Raw genomic sequence first — 20,487 nt, 5'->3', positions numbered from 1 at the left:
ACGGCGGGACTGTTCTGAAGTGTAGCCACGGCAGTCTCTTGCCGTGGAGCCGGTTTGAAGCGCCTCAAGAGACTCAGGCGCCTACACCCAGCCCATCTCTGACCTGTGTTCCTGGGTCTCCGCCCTCAGCCTCTGCGGCGGATGGGCTCGCCGTCGCCGGGCAGGGCGACGGTGTTCTCCGGTGGGAGGATGACGGTTCCGGTTTCGAAATCTCCGGCGGCGGGTAAGGCCCTGATCGAGTAGAACTCGGATTCCGGGTTGAGCATCATGTCGCTCCAGCGGACGATTTCCCCGGTATAGGCGGAGAGGCGGCCCATGATGGCGGTGGCGGTGGATTCCGCCACCTGACGGGCTTCGTTCAGAGGCTGGTCGTCGATCACGCTGTTGATCAGATCGACCATTTCCTGGACGGTCCCGTTCTCGGAAGCGACTTTGAAATCGGGAATGGGGACGTCGAGTCCGGTGATCCGGCCACCGCCGTGGACCTCGCCCTTTGTCCCGCGGAAGAATTCACCGACCCGGTCGTAGCAACCGGAGATCTGCCGGCATTGGCTGTTGATGTGGACGCCGTTTCCGTAGTCGTAGTCGACGCTGAAGAAATCGTATTGGTTGCCGGATTCCCGGCGTGCGCGGCCGCCCATGCCGAGGGCGCTCTCCGGGGGACGGCCGATGAACCAATTGGCCACGTCGAGGTTGTGGACGTGCTGTTCGGTGATGTGGTCGCCGGACATTTCCCAGAAATTGACCCAGTTGCGGGCGAGGTATTCGGCATCGCTCCATCCGGGCTGTCGTTCGTAGATCCACGGGACGGTGCCATTCCAGTAGACGGCTCCGCCAAGGATTTGGCCGATGGCACCCGCCTGGACCCGGGCGGCGTTCTGCAGGTAATTCAGTTCGTGGCGCCGCTGGGTTCCGGCCACGATGGCGAGACGCTTTCGCTCGGCCACGCCGCCGAGCTCGATCACCTTGCGGCAGCCTGCGGGATCGACCGCGACCGGCTTCTCCATGAAGACATGTTTGTCGGCCTCAAGGGCAGCCTCAAGGTGGAGGGGACGGAAGTTGGGCGGGGTAGCGAGGAGGACGAATTCCGCATCGGTCTTGAGGGCTTCACGGTAGGCGCCGAACCCGAAAAAGCAGCGGCCGGCCGGGACGCCGAAACGGTCCGCGGTCCTGGCCGTCTGGTCGGGGAAGGCGTCGGCCAGGGCGGTGATTTCGGCCCGGAGGCCCAGGAGGGTGCAGGCCTCGATGAAATTCTTCAGATCCGTGCTCATCCTGCCCCCGCAGCCGATGGCGGCGACGCGGACGATATCCGGACTGTCGTCCGATTGGGCGCGGGCTTTCGGCGTCATGGCGTAGAGGCCGGCGACCGCGGCGGCGGCCGATGAATTCTTGAGGAACTGGCGGCGGGTAAGCGAAGGGTTCATGGGTGGGTTTGGGATCAGTGATTCATAAGGCAGATCGGGACGGACGGGAAGCCCGGATTGACCTGAAATGACGTCCGGGCATCGTCCCGTCATGGAACCAACCAAGATCAATCTGAGCGAAGTGCCGGTCCAGCACCAGCAGTGGGGGATGGGCGTTACGACCGGAAGCGTCGGCACCTGTCGGTGGCGTTGGGATATTCGAAGAAGCACCGTCACCCTTTCGATGTGGAATTCACCGTGGTGGCGCCTGGCAAATACAATTGCCCGCACCACAGTCATTCAAAGATGACCGAGTTCTTCATCATCATCTCCGGAGAAGGGCGGGTTGAGCGGAACGACGACGTCTTCGAGGTCGGACCCGGGGATTGCTTCATCCAGCATCCCGGAACCTTTCACCATATCCTGAACACCAGCGAGACCGCGGAGTTGTTCTTCTACATCATCGCCGACGAAGTGGACGGGTGTGAGCTGACGATCAATCGGCCCTAGGAAGAGGAGGGGAGGATAGGAAGAAGGGAAGAAAGGAAGGTAACTCACGGAACCTTTGCAGTCGCGCGGGTGTTCGATCCTTTCCGTGATTTGTAGCGCAACACCGTTGTGTCGGCGTTCATGAATTGGACGGCGCGGCGGGGTCAAGAGTGAATGGCACCGGGATAAGGAGTGTTCAAGAGGGGTCACGGGTTGTAGCCGCGGCAGTCTCTTGCCGCGAACCAACGTCGGAACGCCCCAGGAGACTGGGGCGACTACATCCACGAGATGAATGAGCTGAAAATGCCTGTTCTGAGCCGAAGGATCGGCTTAACTCAGCACAATTCCCTCTTGATCCGCTTGCGGAGGACGAGGACGAGGTCTTCCTGGGAATCGTCGAAGGGGCGGCGGATGGCGAGTTGGTGGGTGAAGTCGTGGGATCCGGCGATCTCGAATTCCGGGATGGACGCGATCAGGTCACCCAATTGACCGGCATCGTAGGTGCGGCAGGTCCAGCGGGTGGTGATGGTCTCCGTTTTACGGATACCGGATCGGCGGACGCGAAGCCGGTTGCTCAGATGTTCGATCCGAGTCCGGGGGTTGGGCGGGCCGGTGCGGGTGTCGCAGGTCACCCGGATGCCGTCGCGTTCGCCGACCCAGCGTTCGTGGTCGCGGCGGCGGTTCCGGTAATCGGCGAGATGGATTCCGAGGACATAGAGGCCGCCCGGTTTCAGGGCCCGGGCGATGCGGCGCAGGTGGGCCGCGGCGTCCTTCCCGGTCAGCAGGTACTTGAAGGTGCTGAGCAGGCAATGGGCCAGGTCGTAATGATTGGCCATTGGCCGGAAGGACTGCATGCGGGCCTCGCGGAAGGAGATGCGGTTCCGGATGGCGGGGGGCTGGGCGCGCTGCCGCAGGCGGGCGTAGCGCAGCATTGGTCGGCTGAGGTCGAACCCATCGACCCGGTGTCCGCGGCGGGCCAGTTCGAGAACGAGTCGTCCGCTGCCGCAGGCGGGTTCGAGAACGGTGGCTTTGGCTCCCCTGGCTGTCGGCCCGTAGTGCTTGAGGACGGCTTCGAGGAAGTCCGCCTCCTTCCCGGTATCGCCATCGAAGACGATGTCGTAATAGAGCGGGTGCGCGTACCAGTCGGCTGGGTCTGCGTCGCTCAACCTTAATGCGGGATTGAAGGCGAAAGCGGCTTCAGGATTCCCTGTAGCAATCCCGGTCGGACCGGGAACACGTCGCGACGCTGACCCGTTTGTCGTCGAAACCGATTTCTGTCATGGTCTTGTTGCACCAGCAATGGGCCGAGGCCCCGGCCTGTTGCTTTTCCTGAAGGGCTTCCGCGCTCAGGGAAGGGACGTAGAGTTTCTTCGTCCGGAGGTGTCTGCATGGTGTGTCTGGCATGGTCGGTGAAGGCTTCGGAAGGGGCTTGAGTTCGTGACGGGAAGGATTCCCGGGGTGGTGGAGAACTACAAAGAACGGAAGAATCAAAGGAGTGGCGGATAGAGGCCGGTTGGTCTTCGGAATCGAGGCGTAAAGCCTCTCCTACAGTCGGCGGCACTCCTGGGGAGAGGATGGTGGTCAGTGATTGAGTTGGAGGAGGGTTCGGCGGACGAGGGCCTTGGCCAGAGGGATCTTGTAGCCATTGTGCTCCAGCGGTTCAGCCGGGGCCAGGAGCAGGTCGGCGGCTTCCGTGGCGGTCGCTTGGTCGAGGATCCTGTCGTTGAGAAAGCTGTTCACCTCTTCGTTCTCGTAGGGAACAGGCGCGACGGCGCCGAGGACGACCCGGCAATCGCTCAGGCGACCGGAGTCCAATCGGGCGGCGGCCGCGCAACTGACCAGGGCCCAGTCGAAATCGCTTCGCTCACTCGCCTGCAGATAGGCGCTGTGTGTCCGGTCGGTCGGGATGGATACGCGCAGGATCAGGTCGTCGTCTCGAAGGGAATGGTGGGCGAGGGGATTGGTCCAGGCGTTTTCGTAGAGTTCCGCCATGGTCAGGCTGATTTCCTTATTACGGCGCCAGAGGACGACGGTGGCATCGAAGGCGGAGAGGGCGGTGGCCAGATTGGAGACGACGGGGCTGATGCAGGGATTTCCGCTGAAGAGGCTGTGGTATTTGTTCTCGCCGGTTCGGGCGTAGCAGGTGGGTCCGCCGTTCTTGAGGCATTTGACATCGCGGTGCCGATAATACCAGCAGCGGGAATGTTGGGCGAGGTTGCCCGCGAGAGTGGAAACATTGCGGATCTGGGGGGAGGCCACTTCGGCGGCGGCCTCGGCCAGTCCCGGGAAGGTCTTCCGGATACCGGGATGGGCGGCGATCGTGGCGATGGTCGTATTGGCGCCGATTGTCCAGGCGGCCTGACCGGGAGTGATCGCATTCGTGCCCGGCAGTCCCTTGACGTTCACGAGAGTCGTTTTCTCGATCAACGATTCCTTGAGGAGGCCGAGGAGGTCGATGCCTCCGGCGAGCCAGGCCCCTTTGTCGCGGACCATTTCGGGTGCCGATTCGGGGCTTTGGGCAGATACGTAGGCGAAGGGTTTCATACGGGAAGAACCTTGTCTTGGGCGAAGGGAGAAAGGGAAATCCGATTGAAGGATTCGAAGAGTCTCTGCGAGGCGGCGCGGGCCAGTTCGGGAGTCCGGTTGGGCACCTTGCCGAGGGCGGCGAGGACCTTGTCGGGGGTGATCGGCAGGCTGTCCACCCGTACACCGATGGCATTGGCGACGGCATTGGCGACGGCTGAGGCGGTCGGGATGGTGACGGGTTCACCGACGCCGATCACGCCGCGCTCGGGCATGTCGATGAGGTAGATCTCAATATCCGGGATGTCGGCCGCTCCGGGAAGCTTGTAGGTCTCGAAATTGGGGTTGAGGACCACGCCGGTGGCATCGTCCATCACCCGGTTTTCGTAGAGGGCATAGCCTAGCCCCATGATGATGCCGCCGTTGACCTGGCTTTCGCAGGTCAGCTTGTTGACGATGAGGCCGCAGTCCTGAACGCAGACCACTTTTCTGACGTGGACGAAGCCCGTTTCGGTGTCGACGTCGACTTCGATCATCTGGACACCGCCGACGCCGGAGGAGGAGAGTCCCTTCTGCCACTGACCCTGAACGGTCAGGGGATTGATGCCGATCTTGCGGCAAGCGGCCTTCCAGCTGGTTCCGCGGACATCCTCCAGACCGCTGACCTTCTCGAGCTCGGCGATCACGTTCTGGCAGAGGTCGTAGATGGCGGGCGAGACCGAGGCGGCGGTTGTGCTGCCTCCGCTTCCACCGGACGGGGGGAAGCGGGTGTCGCCGATCCGGACGATGATATCGGTCGGTTCGAGACCGAAGAGTTCGGCGGCGATGACCGCGATGAGTGTCTTGGTCCCTGTACCCAGATCCTGCGTGCCGCAGTGAATCTCGACCGTGCCGTCCGAGTTGACGATGGCCTCGGCCTTGGTTCCTCCCCCTCCTCCTCCCCAGGTGGCTCCGGCACAGCCGAGTCCCGACTTGATCGGTCCGGGAGTCTTACCGGGCGGATGCCATTTGCCGGCCCAGTCGATTTTCTCGGCCGCCAGTTTGTACTCCTTGCGGCGGGTTTCGGAGGGATCGTTTCTCAAGCGGATCTCGAGCGGATCCATGCCAAGGCTGGCGGCCAGCTGATCGAGGACGGATTCCATCCCGAACGAGGCCTGGGGGTGGCCGGGTGCGCGGAAGGCGCGCGCGGAGCCCGCATTGATGGCCACGCCGGCCTGTTTGACCCGGACGTTTTCGATCGGGTAGATATAGGGCGCGGGAAAACCGGCCCCCCCTCCACCGCCGGCGGTCTCGCCACCGCTGGCGTAGCCGGCGGAGCCGAACGAATCCATGTCGAAGGCGGTCAGCTTGCCCTCGTGGTCAGAGCCGAGCCGGATCCGCTGGAACGATGAGGGTCGATTGCCGACGGCGAGGGCTTCGTCGAACCGGGTCAACATCAGCTTGACCGGAGCGCCGGCTTCCTTGGAGAGACGGGCGGCGACGACTCCCTCGACTCCGGCTCCGAACTTGGCTCCGAAGCCGCCTCCCATGAAATCGCTGATCACCCGGACTTTGTTCTGAGGAATTTCGAGGGCGTCGGCCAAGCCATCGCGGACGCTGAAGATGCCCTGGGTCGAAGCCCAGGAAGTCAGCTCGTCCGATCGGAAGTCCGCGGTGGTCCCGTGGGTTTCAAGGGGGTGGTGGAGTTGGATCTGGGTGGAGAAGAAGCCCTCAACCACGGTATGCGCGGCGGCAAAGGCTGCATCGGGATCGCCCCTTTGCTCCAGCGTGGCCTCGCCGACGTTTGATTCGCCTTCAAAGACCTTTGGGGCGCCCTCCGCCATCGCGACCCCCTCATTGACCACGAAGGGCTGAGAGTTGGCCTTGACCCGGATCAATTGGAGCGCGTCGAGGCAGGCCTGTTTGGACACACCGGCCACGGCGGCAAGTTCTTCCCCGTAATACCGGATGTTCCGGCTGCCTTCGCGGATCAGGATGGCGGCTTTGATGCCGGGGTGTTTTCGCGCCTTATCGAGATCGATCGACTGGATGAGGGCGGCGGGCCATTTCGAGCGGAGAATCATCCCGAAGAGCCAGCCCTCCGGTTGGACGTCGGACGAGTATTTGGCGGTCCCGGTCACTTTGGCGATGCCATCGATTCGGGTGGTTCGTTTACCGAGGAACTTGGTTTCTTTGGGCCAGGCCATGATGGTAAAGTGCTGTTGACGACGGGGCTTCAGGTGAGGTGTTCGAGCTTCACGACGGTGGATTTGGAGGCCGTCTTGACGCCGGCTGCCTCGAGGGCGGCGGCGAAAACGCGAGGATAAGTGCCGCAACGGCAGGTATTGCCGCTGCAGGCCTTCCGCACGTCCTGTTCGGAAGGGTGGGGGTTCTTCTCGAGCAGGGCGGTCACGCTCATGAGGAAGCCGGGGGTGCAGTAGCCGCACATGAGGCCATCGCTGTCGATGAAAGCCTGCTGAACGCGGGTCAGTTCACCGCCTTGAGCGAGTCCTTCCACCGTGGTGATGGCCCTGCCCTGGGCTTCGATCGCCAAAGTCATGCAGGCGTAGACAGGTGTGCCGTCGATCAGCACGGTGCAGGCGCCGCAGGTTCCGCGATCGCAGACCTCCTTGGATCCGGTATGCGGCGTGTGGTTGCGCAGGGCGTCGAGCAGGGTGACGCGCGGCTCGAGCTCAAGGTCGATCGTATCTCCGTTGACCTGGAGCCTGATCGGGACCGCACCGGGACCGTGGACCTTCTCCTGGTTGACCTGGCCAAGTTGCTCGGCGACGGACTCGGCGCCGAGGGTGGCGGTGGTCACGGCGGCGGTGCCCAGACCTTTGATGAAATGGCGGCGGGAGACTTTTCCAGCGCCGGGAAAATGCGGCTCTTTCTGGCTCATGGGGGATCGGGCAAAAAGCGTTTCACGGCCGCATCGTATTGCGCGGGCGTATCGAGGTCTGTTGATAAACCAGGATCGGCGACTTGTAAAGCGATGACGCTTTCATGGTGGGCATGAAGGGCGTCCCGCAGGGTCTCGAAACGGGCATTGCCTGCGATCAGAGGGGCGAGGACCACCGGGAAGACAATCGGATGGCGGCGCCTTCCTTCATAGAGCGGCAGGAGGATCCGGCCTGGATTGGAGCGTGCGGCCTCAAGAAGCCGAGCGATCGACTCCGGGTCGATCTGGGGCTGGTCGACGAGGGCAAGAACGATATGGGTCGTCCCTTCGCGCCAGCCCGGCTGCTGCAAGGCGACTTTGACGGAGGAAAACATGCCGGATGCGGCTTCGAGGTTGAAAACACGGTCGGAAGGAGGGACCCCGATTCTGTCGAGTTCGGCCAGAAGAGGAGCGTCGTCCGCTCGACAGACCACCCTCACCTGACCGGCCAGCCTGCGGTAGAGTGACGTCAGATGGCCGATGACGGTGTGCTCTCCCCAAGCCAGCAGTGGTTTGGGCTGTCCCATCCGGCTCGAGGCACCGGCCGCGAGGATGGTCGCGCCACAGAGGAAAGGGGTTGCGGGCTTTCTCAAGATTGATCGATCGGTGGTTCCGCTTTTGGAACGATGGCCAGGTGTCCGCCCGAGGCCTTGCGCAGGACAAGGAGGATCTCGGCGACGACGCTGACGGCGATCTCCTCGGGCGAGTCGGCGCCGAGATCGAGGCCGATCGGGGCGTGCACGCGGTGGGTGGGCAGAACGGGTGATCCGGCCTCCTTCAATTCGTCGAAGACCCGGCGCACCTTGCGGCGGCTGCCGATCATGCCGAGGTAGCCGATGGCTTCGGCGGAGGGCAGGAGGGAGAGGAGCGCGTTCTTGTCGAGGTCGTAGCTGCGGTTGACGAGGACGACGGCATCCTCGTTCGTCCACGGGCGGTTCTTGAGATACTCCAGCATCCCCGGCTCGCTGAGGAGCTGATCGGCCTCGGGGAAGGACTCCCTGCGGGTGAGGTCGGCCCGGTCGTCGATCACGGTGATCTGAAAGCCGCAGGTTGCGGCTAGGTGGGCAATGGCCCGGGAGCAGTGTCCGGCGCCGACCAGGGTGAGTCGCGGGGCGGGCGGAGGCGGTTCAATCAGAACGGTGACCTCCCCGCCGCAGATTGCCCCGAAAGAATCCTCCAGCCCCTCGCGCAGGGGATAGGTCCTGAGGATGGGCCGACCGGATTTCAGCGCCTCGAGAGCGTCGGCGATGACGAGAGCCTCGAACTTGCCGCCGCCGACGGTGCCTTTGGTGGATCCGTCGGCGTGGATGAGCATTTTGGTTCCTGCCGTGCGGGGGACGGAGCCGAACGCCGCTGCGATGGTGGCGAGGGCGCAGGGCCGGCGATCGCGCCTTGCGGCAAGCCACGATTCCATCAGATCGATCATCATGGGTTCCCCGGCAAGGAAGAAGGGTGATGGAGGGTGGTGCAAGTTCTATCCGCTCTCGACGTGGGGCCTCATCCGTCGTTTGATCGGGGACATGAATACTGTCCGGATCGGGTTGATTGGCTGTGTGTTTCTGGAATCAGTCATTGCGGCCGCTTCGAATGAAGGGGTCAGGCCGTTGCCCCCGGTGGAGCGCCCGGAGGCGGGAATCGGGGGATGGACGGCGCTGTTTGACGGGGAGACCCTTTCGGGCTGGCGCGGATTCCGGATGGAGACGGTTCCCGAGGGATGGGTAGCCCGGGGCGGTGTCCTGCGTCGTTCGGGCAAGGGAGGGAATCTGATGACGTTGGAAAGCTTCGGTGATTTCGAGCTTTACCTGGAGTGGGCGGTTTCGGCCGGCGGGAACAGCGGCATCATTGTCCGAGCATCCGAGGAGACGACAGATCCGTGGCACAGCGGCCCGGAAATGCAGATCTATGACCCGGTGGATGCGTCTAAGGTCAAGCGGGTCCATGCGGCAGGAGCGCTTTATGATCTGGTACCGGTTCCAGACGGCCTGGAGTTGCGGCACCTGGACTGGAACCGGGTCTGGATCCGGGTGGTGGGCACGCGCTATACCTTTGCGTTGAACGGGGTGGTGACGGCGGATCTCGATCTGGCGGGTGAGGAAGGGCGCGCCCTGGTCGCAGGGAGCAAGTTCGCCAAGTATCCGGAATTTGGAGTTGCCGCGAGCGGGCATGTCGTCCTGCAGGACCACGGGGATGCGGTGGCCTTCCGGCGCATCCTGCTGCGACGACTGTAGGGACGGCGCATTATAGAAGTCGGCCACGTGATCGAAGGGTTGCTCCCGCGCGACCGCGGAGGATTTAGTGACGGGTCAGCCCGGGATGGTCCCGGATCAAGCCGATTTTCCGGCTCAGAACCGGAATTTCTTGTTCGTTCAATTGTCAGGTGTAGTCGCCCCTGCCTGTCACGGCGTAGCTTCGGCGAAGCCGGATCTCTTGGGGCGTGTCGACGTGGGTTTGCGGCAAGAGACTGCCGCCGCTACAACTCCTGATCCGTCCTGAAGACCACCCCAGGAGGGGCTGAGGATGGTCCGGCATGGACTGCGGGGAAGAGGGCGGAATTTTCTTCACAGAAAATGGCCAAAAGGCATTGACGGCAGGGAAGTCGGAACCATATCTAGTGGTTCATGCTTTCCGGGACCACCGTATCTTGTGGTTAGCAACTCGTTAATAAGTAAAGGTGGTCTTTCCCCTGCAACATCTTCGATATGACGGTTTGGCCGTTTTCAGCGGTCGATATCCATCTCTTTTTCCCGCAATTCCATAGTTCTTCCCACATGCAGAAAGTCTACGAAATCGGTAACCGAAAGTTCATTTTGGATCAGGACAAGGCGGAGGACGCCTTCAACGCGAAGAGGGTCATTCTCGGCCGTGACACGATGACCTTCAACCTGCTGCCGCTCAAGTATCAGTGGGCCTACGAGCTCTACCGGACGATGAAGGCGAACCACTGGGAGCCCGAGGATGTCCCGATGGGCAAGGACATCGAGCAGTGGAAAGACCCGGCGGTGGTCAACGAGATCGAGCGCTGGATCATCATGATGGGAATCGGTTATTTTTCGGCGGCGGAAGGGATTGTCGGCGACAATATCCTGCACGTGGTCCGGGAGATGGTGACGGCGCCCGAGTTGAAGCTGGTTCTCGGCCGGCATGCGCATGAGGAGAACATCCACGCGGATTCCCTCCTCTACATGATCAGCTCGCTCGGGATCAATCCGCATGAATGCGAGGCGATGTTTGAGGATGTCGAGACGATCCGCCGCAAGAACGCGTTTGTGACCGGGATTTCCAAGCAGCTGCGCCGCGATCTCGACCTGACGGTGACGGCGAACAAGCAGCTGTTGGCCAAGAATATCTTCGTTTTCGGGCAGTGCATGGAAGGGACCCAGTTCTATGGACTCTTCGGGATGGTGCTATCGCTTTACCGGCAGAACAAGTTCCCGGGCATCGGGCAGATGTTCCGCTACACCCTGCGGGACGAGTCCAACCACATCGAGCTCTTCCGGGCGCTCTTCATGGACCTGGTCGACGAGAATCCGGATGTCTGGACGCATTCCTTCAAGGAAGAGCTGCGGGATACCATGCGTCAGGCCGTCGAATTGGAGCGTGAATTCATCATGGACTGCCTGCCGGTCAATTCGGTCGGACTTTCCAAGGATGAGTTCATCCAGTACATCGATTTCATCGCGGACCGGCGCCTCGAAGGGGTCGGGCTGGCTCCTCTCACGCCCGGAGTGAAGAACCCGCTCCCGTGGCTGGCGGAGATGATGGACATCAAGAAGGAGCAGAACTTCTTCGAGGGCCGCGTCACCGAATACCAGAAGTCGTCCGCTCTTCAGACCGTCGACGACGACGAGCTCTGAACCCTTTCTATCACTTCACGTTCATTTTTGTAAGGACCGATCAGTCATGCTCAATCCCCGCTTCGAAGAGGATCTCGCCCTCAAGCATTCCGTCATTTCCCCCGGTGATCAGAAACCGAATTACAACTGGCGCGGCGTCGTCCGGGAGGATCCGCCCGCCGGGTCGTCAATCCGGGTCGTCTGTCCGCATGGTGAGGAGGATTTCGACCTTCGGGAAGTGATCGACACGGTGGGCAAGGCCCTGACCAATGTCCTGCTTTCGCGGCAGGAAAAGGAGATCTTCACCGAGGAAAACCAGCGCTGGGTGGAGCGGATCGCCCGTCAGGTCGGAGCGCGGCTGGAAGCGAGTGCGACGGACAACAAGACCGTACGGGTGGCGCTGAACGATCTCTACACCCTGATTGAGCGGACGCTGGTGGCGAACAATGCCTGGGACGTGGCCAAGAGCATCCTGGTGCATCGCTCCCGCAAGATGACGACCGAGTTTGCGCCGCCGACGGTGCCGGTCCGCCTGATCCGCCGCAACAACCAGGTCGTCCCCTGGAATGAGGCCAAGATCGAGATCGCGGTCCGCAAGGCTTTCCTTTCGATGGAAGCCGATTCGTCCCCCGCTCCGGACATCGCCCATGCGGTAACCCGTCGGGTACTGGACAACAACCATGCCTTTGTGCGGATCGAGGAAGTCCAGGACATGGTCCAGGAGGAGTTGATGCGGGCGGGATATTTCAAGCTGGCCGAGCACTATATCCTCTACCGGGCGCGCCGGGCCCAGCAACGGCTGAAGGAGCAGGCGGAACCCGGGGTCGAGGTTGAACAGAAATCGATGGTGGTGGTCCGGCGTCCGGATGGGGAAACCTATTTTTGGGACGGAATCGACCTGAAGAAGCGGATCGAGTTCGCAATGATCGGCCTGGACCTCTGCCTGACGGCGGATGAGATCGAGGCTGAGATCCGCCGTTCGATTTTCGACGAGATCAACCAGGCGGAATTGAACAGCACGCTGGTCCTCAATGCCAAGACCCTGATCGAGCGGGACGCCGATTTCGCGAAATTCGCGGGCCGGATCCAGCTCACCTTCATCTACGAAGAAGTCCTGGGTTGGGACATTGTCCGGGACGGGATCTCCGCCCTGAAGGCCTTCCACCTGAAGTATCTCTCGAAATACCTGAAGCACGGGGTTGCGATCAAGCGGCTCAACCCGCGGATGCTCGAATTCGATCTGGGCAAACTGGCGGCGGCTCTGGATCCGTCGGCCGACCTCGAGCTCGACTTCCTCGGGATCCAGACCCTCTACGACCGTTACCTCATCGTCGACAAGACCGGCACGAGGCAGAGGCGGATTGAGACCCCGCAGATCTTCTGGATGCGGGTGGCCATGGGGCTCTTCATCGATGAGAAGGAGGAGCGCGAGAACCGGGTGATCTCTCTCTACGAACTCTACAAGAGCCGCCGTTTCTGCTCGTCGACCCCGACCCTCTTCAATTCGGGCACCCTGCATTCGCAGCTCTCCTCCTGTTACCTCTACTGGGTCGATGATTCGATCGAAGGCATCATGCAGCGCGGCATCGCCGAAAACGCCTATCTTTCGAAGTGGGCCGGCGGCCTCGGCGGCAGCTGGACGAGTGTCCGCGGGACCGGCTCGCATATCAACGGAACGAACGGCGAGAGCCAGGGCATCATCCCCTTCCTCAAGCTGCACAACGATCAGCTGGTGGCGGTCAACCAGGGCGGAAAGCGGCGCGGTTCGGGCTGCGCCTACCTGGAAACCTGGCACAACGACCTCTACGATTTCCTCGAACTGCGCAAGAACGTGGGCGACGAACGCCGCCGTACTCATGATATGAATACGGCGAACTGGATCCCCGACCTGTTCATGAAGCGGATGGAGGCCCGGCAGGACTGGACCTTCTTCCGCTCAAGCGAGGTGCCCGATCTTCACCACACCTACGGCCGGGATTTCGAGGAGCGCTACATCGCCTACGAAAAGATGTCCGATGAGGGGAAGATCAACGGACGAAAGGTTCCGGCCCTCGATGTCTGGAAGCGGATCCTCCAGATGCTCTTTGAGACCGGGCATCCCTGGATCACCTTCAAGGACCCCTGCAATATCCGCAGCCCCCAGGACCATGTCGGGGTGGTGCACAGCTCCAATCTCTGCACGGAGATCACCCTGAACACCGGAGCGGATGAAACGGCGGTCTGCAATCTGGGCAGCGTCATCCTCGACTCGCACCTCGATCATGAAGGCAATCTCGACCACGAGAAGCTCCGGCAGACGATCCAGGTGGCGGTCCGGGCGCTCGACAACGTGATCGACATCAACTTCTACCCGACGGAGGCGGCCAAGCGGTCCAATCAGCGGCACCGCCCGATCGGGATGGGGGTGATGGGCCTGCAGAACGCGCTTTACGTCCGAAACACGCCGTTTGCCTCCCAGGAGGCGGTCGAGTTCAATGACGAGGCCATGGAGGCGATTGCCTATTACGCCTACGAGGCCTCGAGTGACCTCGCGGCGGAGCGGGGCACCTACAGCACCTACAAGGGGTCGAAGTGGGATCGCGGGCTGTTGCCCCAGGACACCCTGGATCTGCTTGAGGAGCAGCGTGGAGTCACGGTGGAGGTGCCCCGGGGCGGGCGCATGGACTGGACGCCGGTCCGGGAGAAGATCCGCAAGCAGGGCATGCGCAACAGCAATGTGCTGGCCATCGCGCCGACCGCGACCATCTCGAACATCACGGGAACTTCGCCGTGCATCGAGCCCGCCTACAAGAATCTCTTCGTGAAGAGCAATCTGTCGGGCGAGTTCATTGTCCTGAACGCCCATCTGGTGCGCGATCTCAAGGCCCGCGGTCTCTGGAACCAGGAGATGGTGGACAACCTCAAGTACTTCGACGGTTCGCTTGCGGATATCGAAGGCATGCCGGAAGACCTGCGGAAGAAGTACCAGACCGCCTTCGACATCGACTACAACTGGTTGATTGACGCGGCGGCCCGCCGGCAGAAGTGGATCGACCAGTCCCAATCGGTCAATCTCTTCCTCGGTCATCCCGAGATGAAAACCCTCTCGCACATGTACCGGGCGGCCTGGCGGCGCGGTCTCAAGACGACCTATTACCTGCGGACCCTTGGCGCGTCCAATATCGAGAAGGCGACTGTCTCGGTGAAGAAGGAGGTCAAGGCCAGCTTGCTGGGGGCTCCCTCGCCGGAGACGGGCAAGCGCGAGTATACCGAGGCGGAGAGGGTGGCCTGCAGCATCGAAGCCATGCGCAACGGAGAGGAATGCGAGGCCTGCCAGTAGCGGGCGGTCAAAACGAATTTGGTGTCGAACCTCGTTGAAGATCGGTCCCTGTGACCGGAAAAGATGCCGCGGAGCAATCCGCGGCATCTTTTTTTGGCGGTGCGGGTTGGGAAGTTTGAGAACTGCCAGGAACGGACGAACGGAAGGGAGATCGAAATGGAGGGATTTTCCCTGCTCCACCGGGTAAGGTCCTTTCGTTCTTTGGTTCTTTGCAGTTATTCTTCCTTCTGCTCTTTGGGCTCTGAAATCGAGGCGTAAAGCCTCTCCTACTGCTTGATGGATGCTTTCTGGCTCTTTCCTGCGCTTCAGCCGAGGGAGGGCTGAAAGTGTGGATTTCGAAACCCACTCTTCCGGCGATGCCCTCATCCCAATCCACCATTGCCGTCGCGGTGAAGGGGTTGATACTCGGGGCATGACCATTTCGGACGGACGGACCCGAACAAGCGGGAGCGCGCTTTCGCGTTGGATGATGATCGGGGGTCTCCTCTTCCGGGCTGCATCGATTATCTCCGCCGCAGAGGTGGAGGTGGCTTCGGAGGCGGCGCTCCGGGAAGCGATCTCTTCCGCTGGGCCGGGCGACCGGATTCTCCTGGCGGCGGGTGAATGGAAGGATCTCGACCTGGCGTTTTCCTTTGCCGGAACGGCGGAGGACCCAATCACCATCGCGGCGGCGGTGCCCGGGAAGACGATCCTGGGCGGGACGACGCGACTGGCGGTGGAGGGCCAGCATGGGGTCATCGCGGGTTTGCGCTTCGTGGACGCGACGGTGGTGGACGGCGCCTCTGCCCTCGTGCAGCTCGGGGGATCCGGCCGGCCGGCTGCGAGCATCCGGTTGACCGATTGTGCCTTCGAAGCGTGCAACCCGGATCGGCCGGAAATCCGTTATGCCTGGATCAGGCTTCAGGGTCGCGAACACGAAATCGACCATTGCCTCTTCGCCGGGCAGAACCACTCCGGAGTCACCGTGCAGATCGTGGTGGATGAGCAAGGCCCCGGGCACCTCATTCACCACAATCACTTCCGTGATCGGGCACCCGGAACGGGAAACGGGTTCGAGATGATCCAGATCGGGCAGAGTCCGGATTCCCTGAAGAAGAGTGGCTGTGTGGTTGAACGGAACTGGTTTGTGCGTTGCGACGGAGAGACCGAAATCATCTCCTCCAAGACGGATGGGAACCGGATCGGGGGGAATCTCTTTCTCGAATCATCAGGGACGGTCACCCTGAGGCACGGCAACCGTTCCACGGTGGAGTCGAATTTCTTCATTGGGCGAGGAAAGGCCGGGAGCGGGGGTGTCCGGGTGATCGGGGAAGGGCACCGGGTCGGCCGGAATTACTACGGCGGATTGACCGGGCGGACCGGGGGCGTGGTCGTCCTCTATTGCGGGATTCCCGACTCTCCGCTGAACGGCTATTTCAAGGCGGATAACGCCTTGATCGAGTCCAATCTCTTTGAGGGAAATTCGGGTAACGGAATCTATCTGAACGGTGGGTTCGGCGGACGCGGACGGACGCTTCTTCCGGCCGAAATCCGGATCCGGGACAACCTCTTCCGGGTGGGGGGTGACGGTGTTGTGGCGGTGGCCGGCGGGCTGAACGATGTGGTTTTCGAGGACAACCTCTACGAAGGCGGAGTGGATACAGGGGTGATCGAACCGGGCGGCTTGTTTGAGTGGACGGAGCCGGAGTATGGGGCAACCGGACCGTGGGCCTGGCGTTCGGCGGGTGAGGTCGGACCGACGGAAAGCTGGCCGCGGGCGCAGGAGGTGGGCCCGGTCTGGCAGTTGTCCCTGCCGGGACTTTCGCTGATCGAGCGGGCACGGTTGCTGGAACTCGCCCGAGCCCAGAGCGGGCAGACGAAGGCATTGAAAGGATCCCTGACCGATCATGCCGACGCCATCCTGGCGGCAGGAGCGGTTTACGCGGTGACCGACAACGACGCCCTGCCGCCGAGCGGGAATCCGCACGACTACTACAGCACGGGGCCGTATTGGTGGCCGGACCCCGCATCACCCGACGGCCTTCCCTACATTCTGATCGACGGAAAGTTCAATCCGGAGCGCGACCTTGTATCCGATCGCGAGCCCCTGCTCGGGATGATCGGGGATGTCGAAGTGATGGGTCTGGCTTATGCGGTGACTGGCGATGAATGGTATGCCGCCTGGGGACATCGACTGCTTCGGACCTGGTTTCTTGATCCGGAAACAGGGATGACTCCGCACCTGCGCCACGCCCAGGCCATTCCGGGGCGGAGTGAGGGGCGGGGCACCGGAATCATCGACACCCATCCCTTCGCCGAATTGGTCGACGCGGTCGCCCTGCTCGAGTCCTCACCGGGCTTCCCGGCAGAGGATGCCGCCGCTCTTCGCGACTGGTTCGGGCGCTACCTGGACTGGCTGCTGACCTCTCCGAACGGTCGGGATGAAGCGGAATCCGTGAACAACCACGGCACGGCTTATGACCTGCAGGTGGCGGCCCTGATGAGTTTTCTCGGAAAGGAAGACGCGCTGCGTGCTTATCTGGAAACCGTGACCCGGGCGCGGATTGACCGGCAGTTCGAAGCGGACGGTGCCCAACCGCAGGAACTGCGCCGCACCCGGACGTGGAGTTATTCGACGGAAAACCTCGAGCATTTCTTCAAGCTGGGCCTGATCGGCCGGCGGGTCGGGGTGGATCTTTTCGCCTATATGAACCCCAAGGGCGGATCGCTCCGGAATGCATTGGGTTATCTTCTGCCCTCGGTCTGTGATCCGGAGCGCTGGAATCATCCGCAGGAGACGGAGTGGCAGGAGGAATTCATCACCGTGGTCCTCGCCGTCGGCGGAGGCGTCTATGGCGACCCGGAGCTGGAGGCGGCCCGTCAGTGTCTGCGGGTTGCGTCGAATCAGCTGGAGGCGTTTGTCCTACGGCCGGAGACCGGCGAGGTCGCTGGAAACAAACCGTAGGTTGCTACGTTTGGTTGATGAATAAAGAACAAACCGTAGGATGCAACGTAGCAAAGATACAAACAATACGTAGTATAGACGAATGGCGCTTAGTTAGCGAAAGAGTCGGATCAGCCAACGAGGTGTTGACTGCTCTTCGACGGCGAGTCCGGAGGCCCTCGCCCTACCAACCGAAATCAGAGCATCCGTGGTAGGGCTGGACGTCCCCGGCCAGCCGCAACGGTTGTCCGAGACAAAACAACGACAAGCTCCCTTAACCAAGCGCCATTCTAGCATAGACGGGTTTCTTTGTGATGGGAAAGCCGCGGCAGGGTGTTGTCGCATCGCCGCTCTGCCGGCGTTCATAGGGTCAGGTGGCACTTCGACACAGCGAAGTGGCTACACCCTGGCGGGTGATCGAGGCGTATAGCCATTCGACCGGCTCATGGCAGGCCTCTCCTACACTTGTGCGCGACCGGTCTGTTCAGGAAGCCACCGCTTGCCGTTGCTCCCGGCTGATCTTCACGAACTCGTCGCACATCGCCTCGATGGCCTCCGGGGTGTGACCGGCACCGGCCGGATCGCTGTACCATTTGGCGATGAAGCCCCCGTTGGGTCGTCCAAGATGGGCGACCATTTTCCGGCAATAGGCCCGGATCTCGTCGGGATCGCCCCGGGCCATGGTCTGCTGGATGTCGACCGGGCACCAGAAGGTGATGCGTCCGCCGAAACGTTCGCCGAGCGATTCGACCGTCATGTTCTCCTGCTGATCCATCTGGATGACGTCGAGTCCGATTTCGATCAGATCGTCGAGGATGCTGACGATGTGGCCGCAGCTGTGGAGGAAGGTGAGGAGGCCGGCATCGTGGGCGGCCCGATACATCCGGGCGTAGCGTGGTTTCCAGATGGATCGCCAGGTTTCCGGAGCGATCATCAACCGGTCCTGCAGGCCCCAGTCGTCGCAGAAGATGAAGCCGTCCGCCCCGGCCTCGGCGTATCGTTGGATCGCATACAGGTTCATCTCGACGAGGATGTCGATCAGACGGCAGAGCTTCTCCGGTTCCTCCAGGATGTCGACCCAGGCATTTTCCAGGCCGCGGATGAAGTGGATCCGCTCGTAGATCGAGAGACCGTAGGTCAGGATGAAGCGGTCGCCGGCTTCGCGGCAGGCGGATTCGAGCCCCGTCCATCGACGGGTTTCCGTGATGTCGGGGATTCTCAAGCGGTCCCAGTCGTCCCATGAGGGGAGGGCCGGCTCCTTGACCTCGCCGAGGCTGGAGACGCCGATATTGTCCCAGAGGCAGCCCCATTCATCGCGTCCGGTGCTGTTGCGGGGGCGGTCATCGGGCGAGGGGCTCATCCCCACCCAGACAAAGTCGCTGCCGTGGGCGGGGTCGAGATCGAACGGCATGCGGTCGGCGCCCTGGAAACGGATGGTTCGCGAAACAATTTCGCGTGGAGTCATCCATTCATCCTGAATGATTCGGTGGACCCGATCAATCAGGAACGGATTCCCCGGGGATTCCGGCCTTCGACGCTCAGGCGGCCTTTGAGCGGATCTGGGGCAGGTGGGCCAGGAAGAGGTCGATCAGGGCGGGCTCGTACTTGACGTTGCGCAGGCGGGTCAGTTCGGCGATGACCCGGTCTTCCGGCCAGGCGGGTTTGTAGGGCCGGTCGGCGAGGAGGGCGTCGTAGACATCGGCGACGGCGACGATCCGGGCTTCCAGGGGGATTTCTTCTCCGCGAAGTCCGTTCGGATAACCGGTGCCGTCCCAGTTCTCGTGATGGGAGTGGGCGATCCGGGCGGCGCACTGCATGATCGGCCAGGGGCTTCCAGCGAGGAGATCGTGTCCGATCTGCGTATGGGACTGGACGATCATCATCTCATTCGGATCGAGGATGCCGGGTTTTTCCAGGAGGGTGCGCCGCAGTCCGATTTTTCCGAGATCATGCAGTGGGGCGGCGAGGGCGATATGCCCTACCTGCTCGGGAGCGAGGCCGGCGAGTCGGGCCAGTTCCGCGGAGAAGTGGGCCACGTTGTCGAGGTGGCGGGTGATTCCGGGATCGTGGGCCTCGCAGACCTTCCGAAGCCGGAGGATCATCTCGGTCTCGTGCTTGTGCAGGGTGGAGGGGATCATGCGCTGGCCCTTCCGGGAAAGTGGACGACGGCATCATCAGCCTGATGCCTGCGCCGTTTGTCATCGTAGAGCTTCTTGTCGGCGGTGGCGAGAACCTCGTCCATATTGAGCTTGGAGCGCCGGTCGAAAGTGGTGATGCCCAGGCTGGTCTGGATCCGGCAATCCTTGGGTCGCTCGCGGTTGCGATCGTGAAGGAGGGCTTCGAGCAGTTGGAGGTATTCCTGGAGAAGGCCTGATCGGCCCTCCAGGCCGATGGCGACGAACTCGTCGCCGCCGAGCCGGATGAGGGCGGAATCCTTGCGGAAGACGCGCCGGAGGACGGCGGCGAAATCCTTGAGGGCCTCATCTCCGGTGGCATGGCCCATCCGGTCGTTGATCAACTTGAAATTATCGAGATCGAAATAGCAGAGGAATCCCCCGTGGGGGCTGGTGCGGGCCCGCTGAAGCATGTCGTCCTTGAGCGAGTTGAAGCCCCGGCGGTTGTAGAGCCCGGTCAGCTCATCAATGACAGCCAGCTGGCGGATGGTCCGCTGGAGCCGGTGGCGTTCGATGCTGTAGAGAATGCTCCGGTTCAGGCTCTCCGCGCTGAACGCTCCCTTGATCAGATAATCCTGGGCGCCGAGTTGAACGGCCCGGATGCCGTCCGCTTCGCTTTCGTTGGCGGTAAGGACGATGACGGCGGCTTCGGAATCGGCCGCCACGATGGCTTCGGTGGTTTCAAGACCGTGGCTGTCCGGGAGATTGAGATCGGCCAGGACGACGTCGAAATCCTGGTCGCGTTGGGCGTTCAGGGTCTCGGTGAGAGAGGCGGTGTGGGTGATGGCATAGCGCCCCTTGCCGCTTTTCTCGAGCATCCGTCGGGTCACCGCGGCAGTTACTGGCTCATCCTCAACGAGGAGGACGCGGCAGGGTGGTGTCGTCATGAAGGAATGCCGGGTC

General features: G+C 62.1%; 16 protein-coding genes. 5 read left to right on the top strand and 11 right to left on the bottom strand.

Annotated elements, in window-relative coordinates; genetic code table 11:
* Positions 1 to 125: 125 nt before the first annotated feature.
* A complete protein-coding gene (locus R3F07_10380) occupies positions 126 to 1,424 on the bottom strand; it encodes a Gfo/Idh/MocA family oxidoreductase (protein MEZ5276774.1) in 1,299 nt (432 codons plus the stop codon).
* 141 nt (positions 1,425 to 1,565) lie between these two features.
* Here R3F07_10380 and R3F07_10375 point away from each other — a divergent pair, with 141 nt between their 5' ends.
* On the top strand, positions 1,566 to 1,913 hold the full coding sequence (locus tag R3F07_10375; protein MEZ5276773.1) for a cupin domain-containing protein: 348 nt from the start codon (positions 1,566 to 1,568) through the stop codon (positions 1,911 to 1,913).
* A 314-nt stretch (positions 1,914 to 2,227) separates the two neighbouring features.
* Here the strand turns inward: R3F07_10375 and R3F07_10370 are convergent, their stop codons facing one another.
* From R3F07_10370 to R3F07_10340, 7 genes are all read right to left on the bottom strand, one after another.
* The gene (locus R3F07_10370) at positions 2,228 to 3,058 is read right to left on the bottom strand and encodes a class I SAM-dependent methyltransferase (protein ID MEZ5276772.1); all 831 of its coding nucleotides are present in this window, start codon (positions 3,056 to 3,058) and stop codon (positions 2,228 to 2,230) included.
* A gap of 31 nt (positions 3,059 to 3,089) precedes the next feature.
* Entirely contained in the window at positions 3,090 to 3,296 is a 207-nt protein-coding gene (locus R3F07_10365; GenBank protein MEZ5276771.1) for a hypothetical protein, read from the bottom strand.
* Between the two features lie 177 nt (positions 3,297 to 3,473).
* Entirely contained in the window at positions 3,474 to 4,436 is a 963-nt protein-coding gene (locus tag R3F07_10360) for an FAD binding domain-containing protein (GenBank protein ID MEZ5276770.1), read from the bottom strand.
* Positions 4,433 to 6,601 (bottom strand): xanthine dehydrogenase family protein molybdopterin-binding subunit, encoded by a 2,169-nt coding sequence (locus R3F07_10355; GenBank protein ID MEZ5276769.1) that lies wholly within the window; start codon positions 6,599 to 6,601, stop codon positions 4,433 to 4,435. Before R3F07_10355 ends, R3F07_10360 begins: the two co-directional genes overlap by 4 nt.
* 29 nt (positions 6,602 to 6,630) lie before the next feature.
* A complete protein-coding gene (locus R3F07_10350; protein ID MEZ5276768.1) occupies positions 6,631 to 7,296 on the bottom strand; it encodes a (2Fe-2S)-binding protein in 666 nt (221 codons plus the stop codon).
* Entirely contained in the window at positions 7,293 to 7,928 is a 636-nt protein-coding gene (locus R3F07_10345; GenBank protein MEZ5276767.1) for a nucleotidyltransferase family protein, read from the bottom strand. The genes R3F07_10350 and R3F07_10345 overlap by 4 nt, the downstream gene beginning before the upstream one ends.
* Positions 7,925 to 8,764, bottom strand: coding sequence for an XdhC family protein (locus tag R3F07_10340; protein MEZ5276766.1), 840 nt, complete (start codon positions 8,762 to 8,764; stop codon positions 7,925 to 7,927). Before R3F07_10340 ends, R3F07_10345 begins: the two co-directional genes overlap by 4 nt.
* 91 nt (positions 8,765 to 8,855) lie before the next feature.
* Here R3F07_10340 and R3F07_10335 point away from each other — a divergent pair, with 91 nt between their 5' ends.
* From R3F07_10335 to R3F07_10320, 4 genes are all read left to right on the top strand, one after another.
* Positions 8,856 to 9,563: a DUF1080 domain-containing protein gene (locus R3F07_10335; protein ID MEZ5276765.1), complete on the top strand. Its 708-nt coding sequence runs from the start codon at positions 8,856 to 8,858 to the stop codon at positions 9,561 to 9,563.
* 540 nt (positions 9,564 to 10,103) lie between these two features.
* Entirely contained in the window at positions 10,104 to 11,189 is a 1,086-nt protein-coding gene (locus tag R3F07_10330; protein ID MEZ5276764.1) for a ribonucleotide-diphosphate reductase subunit beta, read from the top strand.
* Between the two features lie 46 nt (positions 11,190 to 11,235).
* Positions 11,236 to 14,487, top strand: a complete 3,252-nt coding sequence (locus R3F07_10325) for a ribonucleoside-diphosphate reductase subunit alpha (GenBank protein MEZ5276763.1) — start codon at positions 11,236 to 11,238, stop codon at positions 14,485 to 14,487.
* 412 nt (positions 14,488 to 14,899) lie between these two features.
* Positions 14,900 to 17,431 carry an alginate lyase family protein gene (locus R3F07_10320; protein MEZ5276762.1) on the top strand — a complete coding sequence of 844 codons (2,532 nt, stop codon included), beginning with the start codon at positions 14,900 to 14,902 and terminating at the stop codon, positions 17,429 to 17,431.
* 463 nt (positions 17,432 to 17,894) lie between these two features.
* Here the strand turns inward: R3F07_10320 and R3F07_10315 are convergent, their stop codons facing one another.
* The 3 genes from R3F07_10315 to R3F07_10305 all read right to left on the bottom strand — a co-directional run bounded on the left by R3F07_10315 (position 17,895) and on the right by R3F07_10305 (position 20,471).
* Positions 17,895 to 18,875 (bottom strand): uroporphyrinogen decarboxylase family protein, encoded by a 981-nt coding sequence (locus tag R3F07_10315; protein MEZ5276761.1) that lies wholly within the window; start codon positions 18,873 to 18,875, stop codon positions 17,895 to 17,897.
* A 73-nt stretch (positions 18,876 to 18,948) separates the two neighbouring features.
* The gene (locus R3F07_10310; protein ID MEZ5276760.1) at positions 18,949 to 19,548 is read right to left on the bottom strand and encodes an HD domain-containing phosphohydrolase; all 600 of its coding nucleotides are present in this window, start codon (positions 19,546 to 19,548) and stop codon (positions 18,949 to 18,951) included.
* Positions 19,545 to 20,471, bottom strand: coding sequence for a diguanylate cyclase (locus tag R3F07_10305; GenBank protein ID MEZ5276759.1), 927 nt, complete (start codon positions 20,469 to 20,471; stop codon positions 19,545 to 19,547). Before R3F07_10305 ends, R3F07_10310 begins: the two co-directional genes overlap by 4 nt.
* Positions 20,472 to 20,487 lie beyond the last annotated feature (16 nt).

The organism is Opitutaceae bacterium, from assembly GCA_041395105.1.
Lineage (GTDB): Bacteria > Verrucomicrobiota > Verrucomicrobiia > Opitutales > Opitutaceae > B12-G4.
The sequence above is the reverse complement of the archived record's forward strand: the minus strand, read 5'-3'. Positions and strand labels throughout refer to the sequence as shown.